Source organism: Protofrankia symbiont of Coriaria myrtifolia, assembly GCF_900634755.1.
Classification (GTDB): domain Bacteria; phylum Actinomycetota; class Actinomycetes; order Frankiales; family Frankiaceae; genus Protofrankia; species Protofrankia coriariae.
Map to the genome: position 1 here is coordinate 1 of NZ_CAAAFS010000064.1, position 14886 is coordinate 14886.

Genomic DNA, 14886 nt, shown 5'->3' on the forward strand with positions numbered 1-14886 from the left:
AGCCGCGGCGGCCCGCCGGGCAGCCGGCCCGCCGCCGTTTCCCGCTGCCGGCCGCGCCCGCCCGCATCGCCTACGGCTGTCCCCCCCGCGGCTGGTTCGGCCGGCTGGGGCCGCCGCTGGTGGCGGGCGGGGCCCTGCTCGCCATGGCCGCGGTCAGCCTGTGGCTGCAGACACAGGCCCGGCACAGCGCCGAACAGCAGCGCCTGGCCGAGCACGTGGCGCTCACCGCCATCGTGGCGGACGCGTCCATGCACAGCGTCGACAGCCAGCGTCTGATCACGGCTGTGTCGGCGGCGTCCTGGTCGTTGAATGATCGGGACGCCGCCGCCGCCGTGCTGCGCTCGTTCGCCAGGTCAGGGATCAGCGGCAGGAACTACGTCTGGGCGCTGGCCGGCCTGGACGGCCACCTGCTGGCCACCGAACCGCCGTCGCTCGCTCTGCCGATCGGTCCGGACGACCCGGCGTGGCGGATCGCCCGTGCGGGACGGGCCGGCAACTCGCCCGTGATGAACGTCGACGGGATCTGGCGGGACTACGTGACGGTCCCGGTCCTGCGCGAGGGCCGGCCGGTGGCGATCGTCGTCATCGGGGAGTCGCTGCGGGACTCGCCCAACCAGGCCAACCTCGCGACCAGCGGCACGCTCGGGTTCGTCGTGGGCGGGCTGTCCGTGGTGGATTCGACCGGCACGGTCATGTTCTCCTGGAATCCCGACCTGATCGGCCGGCGGCTGGTGGCCGCGGCCAGCCTGGCGGCCCTGCGGGTCGGCGAGGCCCGGCAGATCGACGACGCCGTCGCCAGCGGCCAGGTCACCATCGTCTCGCCGCTGGCGAACATGCCCGACGTCGGCTATGTGGTGTTCCAGCAGCCGGTCCAGGCCTTCTACGGGGACATCCGCTCCGGCCGGCTCGTCCGGGACGGCAGCCTGCTGGCCGTTGTCGCCGCCGCGCTCGTCGGGCTCAACGTCCTCAACGGCCGGCGTGAAGCGGCGATCCGCCATGAGCAACGACGGCTGCAGGCCCTGCTGCACAACGCCCACGACATCGTGATCGCCACCAGGGCGGACGGGAAGATCACCTTTGTCAGTTCCGCCGTCGCGTTCCTGCTCGGCGTCGTGGCCAGCTCCTACCTCGGCCGGCGCCTGCCCGACGTCGCCCACCCGGACGACGCGGGCGTCCTGACGGAGCTGCTGCGCCAGGCCACCGGCGGGACCGCTGCCGGGGCCGGCAGCGGCTGGACGGGCCCCGGGGCAGGGGCGGGGAGGGCCGTGGCACGCGACGTCCGGCTGTCGGCCGTGGGCAGCGGCCACCGCTGGTTCGACATCGAGGCGATCGACCTGCGGGACCGCTCGGAGGCCACCGGCATCCTGCTGACCTGCCATGAGATCGGCGAACGCCGGGTCCTCCAGGACGAGCTGAGCTATCAGGCGTCCCACGACGCCCTCACCGGCCTGCCGAACCGGTCGGTGTTCGCCCGCCGGCTCGACGAGATCGCCGCCCAGCGTCCGACACCGGCGTTCGCGGTCCTGTTCATCGATCTCGACCGGTTCAAGTCGGTCAACGACACCTACGGCCACAACGCCGGCGACGAGGTGCTGAGGATCATCGGTGCCCGCCTGCGGGAAGCCGGCACCGAGCGGGACGCCGTCTGCCGTCTCGGCGGGGACGAGTTCGCCGTCATCCTGGGTGACGCCGACAGCGGCCGGGCACGCGATCTCGCCGACCAGCTGCTGGGGGCGATCCGGCGGCCGATCGTGGTCGGCGGGCGTTCCCTCACCGTGGACGCGACGATCGGTGTCGCCCTTTCGGAGTCGCAGGACGCGCCGCCCGGCGCGGTCGTCCGCAACGCGGATCTCGCGATGTACCGGGCGAAGGAGGCCGGCCGGGCACGTCCCGAAGAGCATCCGGAAACCGTTCGCCCGGACGCCCGTCAGGAAGCCTGTGTGCCGTCAGCCGGCCAGCCCTGACGTCCGGGTGTGCCGCCGGCCGCGAAGGTGCCGGCGAGCGTGGATACAGGTACAGGTATGGGTATAGATATGGATATAAGTTTGTTACTTTCCGTATAAATCGGCGGCTGTGAGCGTATGATGATGACTGTGGGTACGTGCTAACTGGCGGCTCGGCGTCGTCCGCCGCGGGACCGCAGGTAGTCGCGCACGACGTAGCGGCCGAGCGTCCCGGGATCCGGGGAGAGCATCCGGCCGCCGTTGCGGCGGACGACCTCGTCGACGAACTGGACCAGCCGTGGCTCGTCGTCGAGCATGAAGACGTTGATCGTCGCCCCGCGGCGGGTGAGCCGGTCCACCTCGGCCAGGGTCAGCTCCAGGGTCTCCGGGACCGGCGGCCAGGAGAAGGACGGCGTGCCGTTGCGCATCAGGTGCGCGGTCGGCTCACCGTCGGTGATCACCAGCACGACCGGTTCGGAATCCGGGTGCCGCGACAGCAGCCGGCCCGCGAGCATCAGGGCGTGCTGGAGGTTCGTGCCCTGGACGACCTCGGAGTCCAGGCCCGCGAGCTCCACCGGCCGCAGCAGCCGGGCGTAGTCGGAGAACCCGACCAGATGGATCGTGTCCTGCGGGAACTTCGTGTCGATCAGGGTGTGCAGCGCCAGCGCCGTCGACTTCGCCACCCCCCAGGTGCCCCGCAGCGCCATCGAGTAGGACAGGTCCACCAACAGGCAGACGACCGCGGAGGAGCGGCGTTCGGTCTCGGTCACCTCGAAGTCGCGGACGTCCAACTCGACCATCCCGTCCGGGCTGCCGGGGCCGGCCCGCAGCACCGCGTTGCGCACGGTGCGTACCACATCGATCGGCTGTGTGTCACCGAAGTGCCACGGTCGGGACGTCCCGGTGGGTTCTCCGGCGGCACCGGCGTCCCGGGAGTCGTGATCGCCGCGGCCGCGGGCGTCCATCCGCTGGAAGATGCGCGACAGCGCGCTCTGGCCGATGCGGCGGACCGCCCGCGGGGTCAGCTCCAGCTTGCCGGCGTTGCGGGTCAGGAAGCCCTGGCGCTCCAGCTCCTTCTCGATCTGCTGGAGGGTACGCAGGTCGTCAACGGCGTCCCGGCCCAGCGCCCGGGCGACCGCGTCCGGGTCGACGTCCTCGAGGGACGCCCCGGGATAGTCCTGGGACAGCGCGGCGGCGAGCTCGTCGAGCTCGGCCAGCTCCTCCAGGACGGAAGTCGCGTCACCTAGCCCGAGCGGCGTGTCACCGGTCATCGTGTCGCGGAAACGGCCCCGCCGGCCCCAGCCGAGGTCCGGCCGGGCGGCGCGCAGCGCCTGTTGCAGCCGGGAGAGTTCAGCCGCCATGCCCAGATCCGCCAGCGCCGACGCCATGAGATCGGCCAGCTCCTGGCGTTGCTGGGGGGACAGCCCCGCCAGCAGTTGGGCGGCGGCGGCGGCGCGGCGCGCCAACGAGTCCACCAGCTCGTCCAGCGTCTGCGGGTTCTCCGGGAAGAAGTCGCCGAACGAGCGCATGAACCGCTCGAAAGCGGCGTCGGTGTGCTCACCGCGGGCATCGGCTTCCAGCATGTCGTTGAGCGCGGCGAGCATTTCGGTGACCCGGGCGATGTCCTGCGGCGTGGCGTTCTCCAACGCCTGTTTCATGCCGCGGAACTGGCTGTCGAGCACCTCCCGGCGGAGCAGGTCGGAGATCTTCTCGAAGGTCTCGCGGGCCTGGGGCGAACGCCACTCGTAGCCGGCCAGCGCGTTCACGGCCCGGGCCGGGTCGGCCGGCAGCGCGTCGAGCTCGGCCTCGCGCAGCCGGGCGTCGTCGGACGGGTCGGGGAACAGCGCCGCGCGCTCCTGGCCGACGGCGGTGTCGAGGAGCTCGCGGACCTGTTCCAGGGTGCCGTCGAGGCGGCCGCGCGCCCGGGCCTCGCGCCGGCGGCGTTCCACCTGCCGGCGCAGGTCCTCAAGCCCGCGGCGCTGGTTGGTCCCGCGCCGCAGCAGCGCGTCCAGCGCCTCGCGCGGGGTCCGGCCGTCCAGGATGTGCGTGGACATCTCGTCGAGCGCGCCGGCGGCGTCGAACGGGGAGGCGAGCGGGTCGGGGCCGCCGTCCCACGGGCCGTAGCGGAAGCCGCCCGACCCGGTCGGGGCGCTCATGTGCCGTACACCGTGCGGCCCGGCAGCTCCTCCTTGGCCAGCCGCCGGTTGAGGTGCAGGCCCTCCATGGCCAGTTCCAGCCCGGCCGCGGCGAGCCCTGGCGCCTCGGCGCCGTCGACGTCCAGCTTCGCCAGGATCGCGGCGAGCCCCGAGACCGGGCCGACCCGCCGCAGCAGCTCCGCGGCGGGAACGAGGTCACCGGTCTCGACCGGCCCCTCCGTCTCGAACCGCCGTTGCAGGCCGGTCAGGTCGGTGCCGGCGAGCCGGGCGCGGAAGGTCTCGGCGACGGCCCGGCGCAGCAGGTGCGCGAGGATCTCATCCTCCCGTCCCTCCTCGAGCTGGTCGAACTCGATCTTCCCGCGTACCGCCGGTACGATCGCGGCGAGGTCGACGACCCGGGCGGTGGGGACGTCCTCGCCGGTCAGGGCCGCGCGACGGACGGCCGAGGCGGCCACGGTTTCCGCCGCGGCCACCGACAGCCGGGCCGACACACCGGAGCGCCGGTCGACCTGGGGCGCGTCGCGGACCAGCCGGGTGAAGCGGGCCACCACCTCCAGCAGGTGCTCGGGGACGGCGGGGGCGCCCAGCGGGGAGCCCTTCCAGTCCAGCACCGCCTCCTGCCGGATCAACGCCAGCTCGTCGTCGAGCCGCAGCGGGTAGTGGGTGCGGACCTCGGCGCCGAAACGGTCCTTGAGCGGCGTGATGATCCGGCCGCGGTTGGTGTAGTCCTCGGGGTTCGCCGACGCGATCAGAAACAGGTCCAGCGGCAGCCGCAGGATGTAGCCGCGGACCTGGATGTCACGCTCCTCGAGCACGTTGAGCAGGGAGACCTGGATGCGCTCGGCGAGGTCGGGCAGCTCGTTGACGCTGAAGATGCCCCGGTTGGTGCGAGGGATCAGGCCGTAGTGGACGGTCTCCGGGTCGCCGAGGGTGCGGCCCTGGGCGACCTTCACCGGGTCGACGTCGCCGATCAGGTCGCCGACGCTCGTGTCCGGCGTGGCGAGCTTCTCGCCGAACCGTTCCGACCGGTGCTTCCAGGCGACCGGCGTGTCGTCGCCGAGCTCGGTGAACAGCAGCCGGCACCGGGTGCACACCGGTGCGTAGGGATGGTCGTTGATCTCGCAGCCGACGATCACCGGCGTCCACTCGTCCAGCAGGCCGACCAGGGTGCGGATCAGGCGAGTCTTGCCCTGCCCCCGCTCGCCGAGGAAGACGATGTCGTGCCCGGCCAGCAGGGCCCGTTCCACCTGGGGGAGCACGGTGTCGTCGAAACCGACGATGCCGGGGAACCGGATCTCACCGCTGGCCATTCGGGCAAGGGTGTTCTCGCGCAGTTCCGCGCGTACGGATCGGTACCGGTGTCCTGAGCCGCGCAGGAGGCCCAGCGTCGTTGGTCCTGGGGACGGTGATGTCGGTCCGGGGGACTGTGCCGGGGACCCTGACAGATCGAGCACCAGTCGACGGTACGTCCCCTCGCTCCGTCGCGCAGGGAAGTCGCATTGTATCCACGTCCGGCATACCGGGTGTCCACCAGGAGGCACACCGGACGTGGGATGTCAACCGGCCGGTTCCCGTCGGCCGACCGGGGCCGGTCAGTTGGAGTACGGCTCCACCGTGACGATCCTGACGGTGGCCGAGCGCCCGTTGGGCAGGGTGTAGGTGACGGTGTCACCCGCCCGGTGGCCGCTGACGGCCCCACCCAGCGGTGACTGGGCCGAGTACACCTCCAGCGAGGTGCTGTGGTCCTCCCGGGAACCGATCAGGAACCGCTCCGTCTCGTCGTCCCCCGGAAAGCGCACCTCGACCACGGTGCCCGGGCCGGCCGCGCCGTCGAACTGCGGAGCCTGCCCGACCCTGGCGTCGCGCAGCAGGTCGGTGAGCTGCCGGATACGTGACTCCAGCTTGCCCTGTTCCTCCTTGGCCGCGTGGTAGCCGCCGTTCTCCTTGAGGTCGCCCTCCTCGCGGGCAGCTTCGATCTTGTTGGCGATCTCGACACGACCGGTCCCGGTGAGGTGGTCGAGCTCCTCGCGGAGCCGGTCATACGCCTCCTGGGTCAGCCACGTCTGCTGCGACACGCGTCACGCTCCTAGATTCCTCAAGAGGCCCGGAGGCACGGGAAGAACCATGATCGTTCATCCTCCGGACGCTCGTACGTCGACGGCCATACGACACATACGACCGGCCCGCGGCGCGCAGGTCGGTCGTATCGCGATTCGGCCTCGTCGGGCCCGTACGGGCCCTGGACAGGGACACCCGGTCGGGTGCTGGGAAATTGCGGGATACACGGTTGGTCGAAGGCGGATTACGAAGCGATGGGACAGGGGCAAACGCCCAGCCTAACAGTTGGGATCGGACAGGTACGGCGATGAGCAAGCGTCGCTGCTTGCCGTGCGAGGTGAGCGAGGTGAGCCGGGAATCGGCCACGCCGCTGGCCGCGCGCCAGTAGCCCGAGCGACTGTCAGCCCGCGCGGGCGATCTGACAGTCCTCGACCTCGACCACGTTCGCTTCCCGGGACGTGGTGAGCACGACCGTTGTGGTCGTGACCCGTCGGCCGTCCAGGGCCGGACCGACGACGATGTCGGTACGCCGGCCGACGGCCTCGTTGTCCCGAGCGCGTGCGCGGACAGTGCATTCTGCCACGGCGTTGGGTGACTTTTCCACATCGAATGTCAGCTCGGCCTGCGCCGGGGTGATCCGATAGGCGCGGGTCCCGTAGTTCAGCCGTTCCGGATGGCTCTGGATCCATGCGGCGCCGATCGCGGCGGCCGCGATGATGACGAGCCCCATCAGCAGGAACCAGGGGGCGACCCGGATACCGCCAAGCCATGGAATGTCCAGCAGGCGTCGCACCATGGCGAACACGCCCGACTTTCCCGTGGGGGAACCGGGTGGTGGCGCAGCGGAACCGGTTGCGGAGGGCATCGGGAACAATGGTCGCATGTCCAAGGCGATCAACGAGGGTGGCCTGCGACTCATGGCTGTACACGCCCACCCCGACGACGAGTCCAGCAAGGGTGCCGCCACCATGGCCCGCTATGTCCGCGAGGGCGTCGATGTCCTCGTGGTGACCTGCACCGGTGGTGAAGCCGGGACCGTTCTCAACCCCGCTCTGGACCGTCCGGACGTCCACGAACGTCTCGTCGAGCTACGCCGGGCCGAGATGGAACAGGCCCGGCGGATCCTCGGCGTCCGACAGGTCTGGCTGGGTTTTCTCGATTCCGGGCTGCCCGAGGGCGACCCGCTCCCACCCCTGCCGGAGGGCTGTTTCGCCCGTACGCCCATTGCCGACGCGGCCAGGCCGCTGGTCAGGCTGATGCGGGAGTTCCAGCCACAGGTCGTGGTCACTTATGATGAGAACGGTGGTTATCCACACCCCGACCACATAATGAACCACAAGATCACAATTGAGGCGTTCGAGGCGGCGGGCGACCGCGCGCGATACCAGGAGGTGGGCCAGGACGTCGGCGTGGCACCATGGCAGCCCCTCAAGCTCTACTACCACCAGACCCACCACAAGGAGCGGGTGCTCGCCCTGCACGACGCGATGCGGGCGAGCGGGCGGGAGTCCCCGTACAGCGACGCGCTGGAGAAGTGGGTCGACCGCTCCGCCGACTCCGGGCGGATCACCACCAGGGTCCCCTGCGGTGACTTCTTCGAGATCCGCGACCGCGCGCTGCTGGCGCACGCCACCCAGGTCGACCCGAACGGGCCCTGGTTCCGCGTCCCGCTGGAGATCCAGCGCGCGGCCTGGCCCACCGAGGACTACCAGCTCGCCCGTTCGCTGATCGAGGTGGGCGTGCTGCCCGAGAACGACCTGTTCAACGGCATCCGCTGAGCCGGACAGTCAGGCGGCCGGCCGCTGTCACCGGCCCGGCCGCCTGCGACACATCCGCTGGTGACCGGTGAAATCATCCGTAGCCAGGGCACGGCCGGCCGCCACCGGTCGTTGCTGCTGGCGGGAGGTGTTGACCGTGGGCATCCGAATCCACGCACGCCTTGCACGTCTTGGGACTGATGAGGGGATCACATCATGGCGATCTGGGATCGTCTGCGCACCAGCACCGCGTCGATACAGCAACAGCTCAACGCCAAGAAGAACGACCTGAAGAGCGCTGCCTTCAGGGATGCCAGCATGGCCATCTGCGCCCTGGTGGCCGCCGCCGACGGGAGCATCGACCCGGAGGAGCGCCGCAAGGTCGCCTCGCTCATCGCCTCCAACGAGGTGCTCCAGAACTTTCCCGCCGAGCAGCTCCAGCAGAAGTTCAACGACTACTGCAACAAGCTGCAGACGGACTTCGACTTCGCCAAGGTCGGCGTCATTCAGGACATCGGCAAGACGAAGAAGAAGCCGGCCGAGGCCCGTGCAGTGATCCAGATCGGGATCGTCATCGGGGGCGCGGACGGCCACTTCGACAAGTCCGAGCAGCAGGTCGTCCGCGACGCCTGTTACGCGGTGGGGCTGGACCCCAACGAGTTCGATCTATGACCGCGGCTTTCGCGGTCAGTGTCTGACCCCGCCAGGCCCGGCCGGTGCTGTCTCCCCTAGTCCGGGCCTGGCGGCGTTTGTCGCCGCCCTGCCGGGCCCGTCCGGCGGGCGCTCGGCGTAGGGTGTGGAGCGTGCCTCCAGCTGGACAGTTCCTCGCGCTTGAGGTCAGCGCCGGTACCAGTGGGTTCCTGGTCGTCCTGCTGCTGGGCCTCGCCGCTGTCGCTCTTTTCGTGATGATGCCGCGCAGCCTGGCCCGGATGCGCGGGAACGTCGCCAGCGGACGGTTCGGCGCCCCCACCACCGACCGTGACAAGCCGGTCGACAGCCAGGACCCCGGCAGCGGTATCCCGCCCCAGCACTCCCCACGGAGCGACCAGTAGGCATCCCCCGCCCAGTGGCCTCCTGAAACGCTCTCGACGGTGGAATGATCGCGCTCTGTACCGCATTGTGACGCGGGTCGTGACGCCGGAGACCGGGCAGGGAGCCGAGCCGGCTACGAATCGGGTATCTGTCGCGGAATACCGTCGCGTCGTAGGTGAAAACCGTTGGTATGGCGACGGAAGAGCGTTTTCTACCGACGATCTCAGTCCAGCCTGCGTTGACGCTTGAGCTCGGCTCGGTGCTTCTTGTCGGCTATGCGCCGTTGGACGGCGCGCGCCGACGGGCTGGTGGGGCGCCGCACGGGCTGCGGGGGGCCGCTCGCCCTACGCAGGGTCGTGATCAACTTGCTCAGGGCGGCCTCCCGGTTACGTAGCTGCGACCGGTGTTCGCTGGCCGTGACGGTGAGAACGCCGTCAACCAGTCGGCCTGCCAGCCGCTCAAGCGTCCGCTCACGTAGCGGCTCGGGCAGCGACGGCGAGCGGCGGGCGTCGAAGGACAGCTCGACCCTGCTGTCGGAGGTGTTCACGCTCTGCCCACCTGGCCCGCCCGACCGGGAGAACCGCCAGGTCAGGTCGGACTCACGCAGGACGAATCCGGAGCGTACCTGCATGGATGGATAGGTCATTCTCCCATGGTGACCGATCCCGGTGAGCGGGATTCCGGAAGGATCGTGATCATAGCCACGGTCCGGATGGCAGACCTGGCCGCCGGCTCATCCGTGCGATCTTTGTATCGGGGTCGGCGCGGGTCGCAACTGCCGCGGCCGACGTGGGTATGACCGGCCATGAGCTGCTGATTTATCAACGATCGCGCACCATAGTGTCCCGCGTTACGCTCGAAAACGGCCACGGCGGGAGGGTTCCGGCATGACTACCAGAGGAGGACCCGCGTCCACTGTGAAGCGTCCGCATCTTGACGATCTTCTTGGCGGGCTCCTCGACGCCGGTACGTGGCGGTGCTGGGACCGCGTCCCCGAACAGCCCGTGCTGAGCGCCGCCTACGGCCAGGACCTGGCGCGGGCCACCGAACGCAGCGGCGCGGATGAAGCGATCCGCACCGGCGAGGGCCATGTGGGCGGCCACCGGGTCGCGGTCGTGGCCAGCGAATACGGCTTTCTCGGCGGCAGCGTCGGGATGGCCGCGGCACGCCGGGCCACGGCCGCGATCAGGCGGGCCACCGCGCAGCGGCAGGCCCTGCTGGCCCTGCCCGCCAGCGGCGGTACCCGCATCCACGAGGGCACCCCCGCCTTCCTCCAGATGCTGACGATCAGCAGCGCCATCGCCGAGCACCGGGCGGCGGGCCTGCCCTACCTTGTCTACCTGCGCCATCCGACGACCGGGGGCGTGCTCGCGTCCTGGGCATCCCTCGGGCATGTCACGTTCGCCGAGCCGGGGGCGCTGGTCGGCTTCCTCGGGCCCCGGGTCGTCGAGGCGCTCACCGGCACGCCGCTCGGACCGGACGCGCAGAACCCCGAGACGCTGCGCCTGGCCGGCCTGGTGGACGCCCTCGTCGCACCCGAGGAACTGCGGGAAAGCGTCCAGCGGGTGCTCAACGTCGTCGCGGGCGGCAGCCCTGTCCCTCCCCCGGAGCACGGCGGCGCGGCGGAGCCGATGGCCGCCCCGGAGATCTCCGGGGCGGCCATCGGGGCCAACTTCTCCGGGGCCGGCCTGGCCGACGTCGAACTGTCCGGGTCCAACCTGTCCGGAGCCGTGCCGGCTGGCTCCGAGCCGTTCAGGATCACGCTGTCCGGTTCCCAGCCGACCGGGAGCGGACGGGATCCGTGGATGTCGGTGCTGGCCACCCGAGCGCCCGACCGTCCCGGCCTGCGCGAGTTCCTGGCGGTGGCCAGCGACGTCACACTGCTCGGCGCGTCCGACCTGGGCCGAGGCGTCAGCCAGGGGATGGACACGTCCGGCACGCCGATCGTCACCGCACTCGCCCTGCTGCGGGGGACACCCTGCGTCGTCATCGGGCAGGACAGGTCGGTCCAGCGGCATCGGCGCATCGGCGTGGCCGATCTCGATGCGGCCCGGGACGCGGTGCGCCGGGCCGCGGACCTGCGGCTACCGGTCCTCACCGTCATAGACACCCCGGGCGCCGAGCTGTCGGAGGCCGCCGAACGCCACGGGATCGCCCCGGCGATCGCGCGTTGCCTGGCGACGCTGTTGACGACACCGGTACCAACAGTGAGCGTGCTGCTCGGGCAGGGCACGGGCGGCGCGGCGCTCGCCCTGCTGCCGGCGGACACGGTCATCGCCGCCGAGGACGCCTGGCTTGCTCCGCTGCCGCCCGAGGGCGCCTCGGTGATCATGTATCGGGACGTCGGTCACGCCGCCGGTATGGCCCGCGGGCTACGGATCACTGCCCATGATCTCCAGCGGCTGGGCGCGGTTGACCTGGTCCTCCCCGTCCCGGACGGCGGTGTGAACGGCGGCCCGAGGACGGCGGCGGACACCCGTGGGTGGGTGGCCGGTCTCGCCGAGACCGCCGCCGGATGCCTGCGCGCCGTCGTGGGGCTGGACCCGGCGGCGAGACTGGCGGCCCGCCGCGACCGCCACAACCAGTTGACACCGTAGCCTCCCCGGGCCGCCCCGCTCCCCCCGTGGGCGGCCCGGGGAAGGCCCTCGCAGGAAGGCCCTCGCAGAAAGACTGAGGTGGGGGTCAGCCGAGGGCGATGTTGACGATCCGGCCGGGGACCACGATCAGCCGCTTCACCGTCCGGTCCGTGGTGTGCCGCGCGTACTCCTCGTGGCCGGTCACCAGATCGCGGACGGTCTGTTCGTCGGCGTCCGCGGGGACGTCGACGGTGAACCGCACCTTGCCGTTGACCTGCACCGGCAGCGTCACCGTGGACTCGGCCGCCAGCGAGGCGTCCCCCTGTGGGAAGGGACGCAGGGCGAGCGAGCCGTCGTGGCCCAGCCGGGACCACAGCTCCTCGGCGATGTGCGGGGCCAGCGGCGCGACCATGAGGACCAGCGCCTCGGCGAGTTCGCGGGGCAGCCCGCCCGAGCCGCCGTAGCGCTTGCTGACGAAGTTGGTCAGCTCGATCAGGCGGGCCACCGCGGTGTTGAAGCGCAGGCCCGCGTAGTCCGCGCGGACGGCGAGGATCGTGCGGTGCAGCACCCGGGTGGCCTCGGCGTCCGGTTCGGCGTCGGAGACGGCCGCCGCGCCTGTCGCCTCGTCGACGATGTTGCGCCACAGCCGTTGCAGGAAGCGGTGGGAGCCGACGATGTCGTCGGTGTGCCAGGGTCGGTCCGCGTCCAGCGGGCCCATGGCCATCTCGTAGACCCGCAGGGTGTCCGCGCCGAAGTTGTCGTACATCTCGTCCGGGCTGACGCTGTTCTTCAGGCTCTTGCCCATCTTCCCGGAGCGCCGGTTCACCGGTTCGCCGTCGTGGGTGAACCCGCCGTCGCCGGTGCGGACGACCTCGGCGGCGGGCACGTACATGCCGCGGGCGTCGGTGAACGCGTCCGCCTGGATGTAGCCCTGGTTGAACAGCCGCTTGAACGGCTCCTTCGTCGAGACCAGCCCCAGGTCGTAGAGGACCTTGTGCCAGAACCGCGCGTACAGCAGGTGCAGGACGGCGTGCTCGACACCGCCGACGTAGAGGCCCACGCCGCCGTCGCCGGGCGGGCCGCCGGGGGTGTGCATCCAGTAGCGCTCGACCTCGGCGTCGACGAAACGTTCATTGTTCGTTGGGTCGAGGTAACGCAGGTAGTACCAGCAGGAGCCGGCCCACTGCGGCATGGTGTTGGTCTCGCGCCGGTACGTCTTCGGCCCGTCGCCCAGGTCGAGGGTGACGGTGGCCCAGTCGGTGACCCGTGCCAGCGGGGGGACCGGGTCGCTGACGTCGTCGTCGGTCACGGCCGTTGGCCGGAAGTCGGTCATCTCCGGCAGGGTGACCGGCAGCATGTCGTCCGGGAGCGCGACCGGCAGGCCGTCGGAGTCGAACACGATCGGGAACGGCTCACCCCAGTAGCGCTGCCGGGAGAACAGCCAGTCCCGCAGCCGGTAGGAGCGGGCGGCGCGGCCCGCGCCGACGTCCTCCAGCCAGCGGACCGTCGTCTTGATCGCGTCCGGTTTCGACAACCCGGCCAGGGACGGCGCCGCGCCCGACGTCGGCAGGTACTCTCCCTCTCCGGCGAAGGCGACTGGCCAGGTGTCCGGGGTCGCGCCCGCGGGCACCTGGTGCTCGGCGCGCCAGTCCTCGCTCGGCGCGAGCACGGCCGGGACGGGCAGGCCGAACTGCCGGGCGAAGGAGAAGTCGCGCTGGTCGTGCGCGGGAACAGCCATGATCGCGCCCGTCCCGTACCCCATCAGGACGTAGTCGGCGAGGAAGACCGGGATGGTGCCGCCGGTGACCGGGTTGGTGACGTACGCGCCGGTGAACACGCCGGTGCGCGGGACCTCGTCGGTGCCGCGCTGACGGTCGCCCAGGCGGGCGTACTCCCGATAGGCGGCCACGGCCGCCTGGGGCGTCCAGACCGCCTGGTCCGTCGCCGGGGCGCCGCCGTCGGCTCCTGGGGCGCTGCTGTCGTCCCCCGGGCCGGGGCCAGGAGCATCCTGCGGCTCGGCGCCCGGGGTGGGGGGCGGGCTGGCGAACGTCCATTCGACAGGGGTGTCCGGCGGCCAGGCCCGCGCGGTCAGCGTGTCGACGAGGGGGTGTTCCGGGGCGAGCACCATGAAGGTGGCGCCGGCCAGGGTGTCGGGGCGGGTGGTGAACACCTCGACACGTGCGTCGGACTCGACCGCGGGGAACTCGACCATGGCGCCGTCGCTGGGCCCGATCCAGTTCCGCTGCATCTGCTTGATGGAGTCCGGCCAGTCGACCAGGTCCAGGTCGGCGATCAGACGTTCGGCGTAGGCGGTGATCCGCAGCACCCACTGGCGCAGCGGGCGGCGGAAGACCGGGTAGTTGCCGATGTCGCTGCGCCCGTCGGCGGTGACCTCCTCGTTCGCGAGCACCGTGCCGAGTCCGGGGCACCAGTTGACCAGCTGCTCGGAGATGAAGGCCAGCCGGTAGCTGTCCACGACCTGTCGGCGCTCGGTCGAGCTGAGCTGTGACCAGGGCCTGTTGCGTGGGTTGGCGTCGCCGCGGGGCGCCCGGGTGCCGGCGGTGAACTCGGCGATCAGCTCGTCGATCGGGCGGGCGCGGTCGGCCTGGTCGTCGTACCAGCTGTTGAAGATCTTGAGAAAGATCCACTGTGTCCACCGGTAGTACGCCACGTCCGTGGTGGCGATCTCCCGGCGGGTGTCGTGGCCCAGCCCCAGCCGGCCGAGCTGGCGCCGCATGTTGTCGATGTTGGCTTCGGTGGTGACCCGCGGGTGCTGCCCGGTGTTGATGGCGTACTGCTCGGCCGGCAGGCCGAAGGCGTCGTAACCGAACGGGTGCAGGACGTTGTAGCCGGTCATCCGCAGGTAGCGGGCGAACACGTCGGTGCCGATGTACCCGAGCGGATGCCCCACGTGCAGGCCGCTGCCGGACGGGTAGGGGAACATGTCCATGACGAAGAACGGCGGCCGTCCGGCGACCTCGTCGAAACCGTCCGACAGCGGGCCCCGCGGGTTGGGGGAGTGGAACGTCCCCCGCCGCGACCACGCCTGCTGCCAGCGGCGCTCGATCTCGCCGGCGAGCCGGGCGTCGTAACGGAACGGCAGGTCCACGGCTCCGGTCGCGCCGCCCGTGGCCGGCTGAGCGTCCACCGGCCGGGTGTCATCGTCACGCCCGGTGACGGTGTGGCCGGCGGCAGCGTCCCTGGTGTCCCGCGCGCCGGTGTCCCGCACGGCGTTGCCGTTGGTGCCGCTGTGCTCGACACGGCTGTGCTCGGTACTGCTGGTCATCTCTCATCATCCTCAGGTCAACCCGACCCGATCCGTCCCGCGGACCCTGCGGGAATCCGCGGATCACGACAGCGGAAC

At 71.1% G+C, this 14886-nt stretch carries 11 protein-coding genes; 5 read left to right on the forward strand and 6 right to left on the reverse strand.

Annotated features, from left to right (window positions below; all coding sequences use genetic code 11):
* The coding region (locus CM1CMNOD_RS03385; protein WP_131773831.1) for a diguanylate cyclase domain-containing protein at window positions 1-1964 on the forward strand (1964 nt) is incomplete at its 5' end.
* 140 nt (window positions 1965-2104) lie between these two features.
* Here the strand turns inward: CM1CMNOD_RS03385 and CM1CMNOD_RS03390 are convergent.
* The 4 genes from CM1CMNOD_RS03390 to CM1CMNOD_RS03405 all read right to left on the reverse strand — a co-directional run bounded on the left by CM1CMNOD_RS03390 (window position 2105) and on the right by CM1CMNOD_RS03405 (window position 6953).
* Window positions 2105-4099: a vWA domain-containing protein gene (locus tag CM1CMNOD_RS03390; protein ID WP_013872266.1), complete on the reverse strand. Its 1995-nt coding sequence runs from the start codon at window positions 4097-4099 to the stop codon at window positions 2105-2107.
* Complete coding sequence (locus CM1CMNOD_RS03395) at window positions 4096-5409, reverse strand: magnesium chelatase (RefSeq protein WP_237702973.1); 1314 nt, start codon at window positions 5407-5409, stop codon at window positions 4096-4098. Before CM1CMNOD_RS03395 ends, CM1CMNOD_RS03390 begins: the two co-directional genes overlap by 4 nt.
* Window positions 5410-5691: 282 nt before the next feature.
* Entirely contained in the window at window positions 5692-6174 is a 483-nt protein-coding gene (greA, locus tag CM1CMNOD_RS03400; RefSeq protein WP_013872268.1) for a transcription elongation factor GreA, read from the reverse strand.
* Between the two features lie 383 nt (window positions 6175-6557).
* Window positions 6558-6953: a DUF4307 domain-containing protein gene (locus tag CM1CMNOD_RS03405; RefSeq protein WP_165001610.1), complete on the reverse strand. Its 396-nt coding sequence runs from the start codon at window positions 6951-6953 to the stop codon at window positions 6558-6560.
* A gap of 85 nt (window positions 6954-7038) precedes the next feature.
* Here CM1CMNOD_RS03405 and mca point away from each other — a divergent pair, with 85 nt between their 5' ends.
* The 3 genes from mca to CM1CMNOD_RS03420 all read left to right on the forward strand — a co-directional run bounded on the left by mca (window position 7039) and on the right by CM1CMNOD_RS03420 (window position 8966).
* Entirely contained in the window at window positions 7039-7935 is an 897-nt protein-coding gene (gene mca, locus CM1CMNOD_RS03410) for a mycothiol conjugate amidase Mca (RefSeq protein WP_013872270.1), read from the forward strand.
* Between the two features lie 195 nt (window positions 7936-8130).
* The gene (locus CM1CMNOD_RS03415) at window positions 8131-8586 is read left to right on the forward strand and encodes a tellurite resistance TerB family protein (protein ID WP_013872271.1); all 456 of its coding nucleotides are present in this window, start codon (window positions 8131-8133) and stop codon (window positions 8584-8586) included.
* A 131-nt stretch (window positions 8587-8717) separates the two neighbouring features.
* Entirely contained in the window at window positions 8718-8966 is a 249-nt protein-coding gene (locus CM1CMNOD_RS03420) for a hypothetical protein (RefSeq protein ID WP_013872272.1), read from the forward strand.
* A gap of 203 nt (window positions 8967-9169) precedes the next feature.
* On the opposite strand, the gene arfB is transcribed toward CM1CMNOD_RS03420, so the two are convergent.
* Window positions 9170-9592 (reverse strand): alternative ribosome rescue aminoacyl-tRNA hydrolase ArfB, encoded by a 423-nt coding sequence (gene arfB, locus CM1CMNOD_RS03425; RefSeq protein ID WP_050803323.1) that lies wholly within the window; start codon window positions 9590-9592, stop codon window positions 9170-9172.
* Window positions 9593-9833: 241 nt separating this feature from the next.
* Here arfB and CM1CMNOD_RS22200 point away from each other — a divergent pair, with 241 nt between their 5' ends.
* A complete protein-coding gene (locus tag CM1CMNOD_RS22200; protein WP_013872274.1) occupies window positions 9834-11543 on the forward strand; it encodes a carboxyl transferase domain-containing protein in 1710 nt (569 codons plus the stop codon).
* An 85-nt stretch (window positions 11544-11628) separates the two neighbouring features.
* Here CM1CMNOD_RS22200 and CM1CMNOD_RS03435 read toward each other — a convergent pair whose 3' ends face one another.
* Window positions 11629-14808, reverse strand: coding sequence for a leucine--tRNA ligase (locus CM1CMNOD_RS03435; protein ID WP_013872275.1), 3180 nt, complete (start codon window positions 14806-14808; stop codon window positions 11629-11631).
* Between the last annotated feature and the right edge of the window lie 78 nt (window positions 14809-14886).

Coding starts and splice junctions, on each gene's coding strand:
- CM1CMNOD_RS03390 (WP_013872266.1), bottom strand. CDS start 4,099: ATGAGCGCCCCGACCGGGTCGGGCGGCTTCCGCTACGGCCCGTGGGAC.
- CM1CMNOD_RS03395 (WP_237702973.1), bottom strand. CDS start 5,409: ATGGCCAGCGGTGAGATCCGGTTCCCCGGCATCGTCGGTTTCGACGAC.
- CM1CMNOD_RS03405 (WP_165001610.1), bottom strand. CDS start 6,953: ATGGTGCGACGCCTGCTGGACATTCCATGGCTTGGCGGTATCCGGGTC.
- mca (WP_013872270.1), top strand. CDS start 7,039: ATGTCCAAGGCGATCAACGAGGGTGGCCTGCGACTCATGGCTGTACAC.
- CM1CMNOD_RS03415 (WP_013872271.1), top strand. CDS start 8,131: ATGGCGATCTGGGATCGTCTGCGCACCAGCACCGCGTCGATACAGCAA.
- arfB (WP_050803323.1), bottom strand. CDS start 9,592: ATGACCTATCCATCCATGCAGGTACGCTCCGGATTCGTCCTGCGTGAG.
- CM1CMNOD_RS22200 (WP_013872274.1), top strand. CDS start 9,834: ATGACTACCAGAGGAGGACCCGCGTCCACTGTGAAGCGTCCGCATCTT.
- CM1CMNOD_RS03435 (WP_013872275.1), bottom strand. CDS start 14,808: ATGACCAGCAGTACCGAGCACAGCCGTGTCGAGCACAGCGGCACCAAC.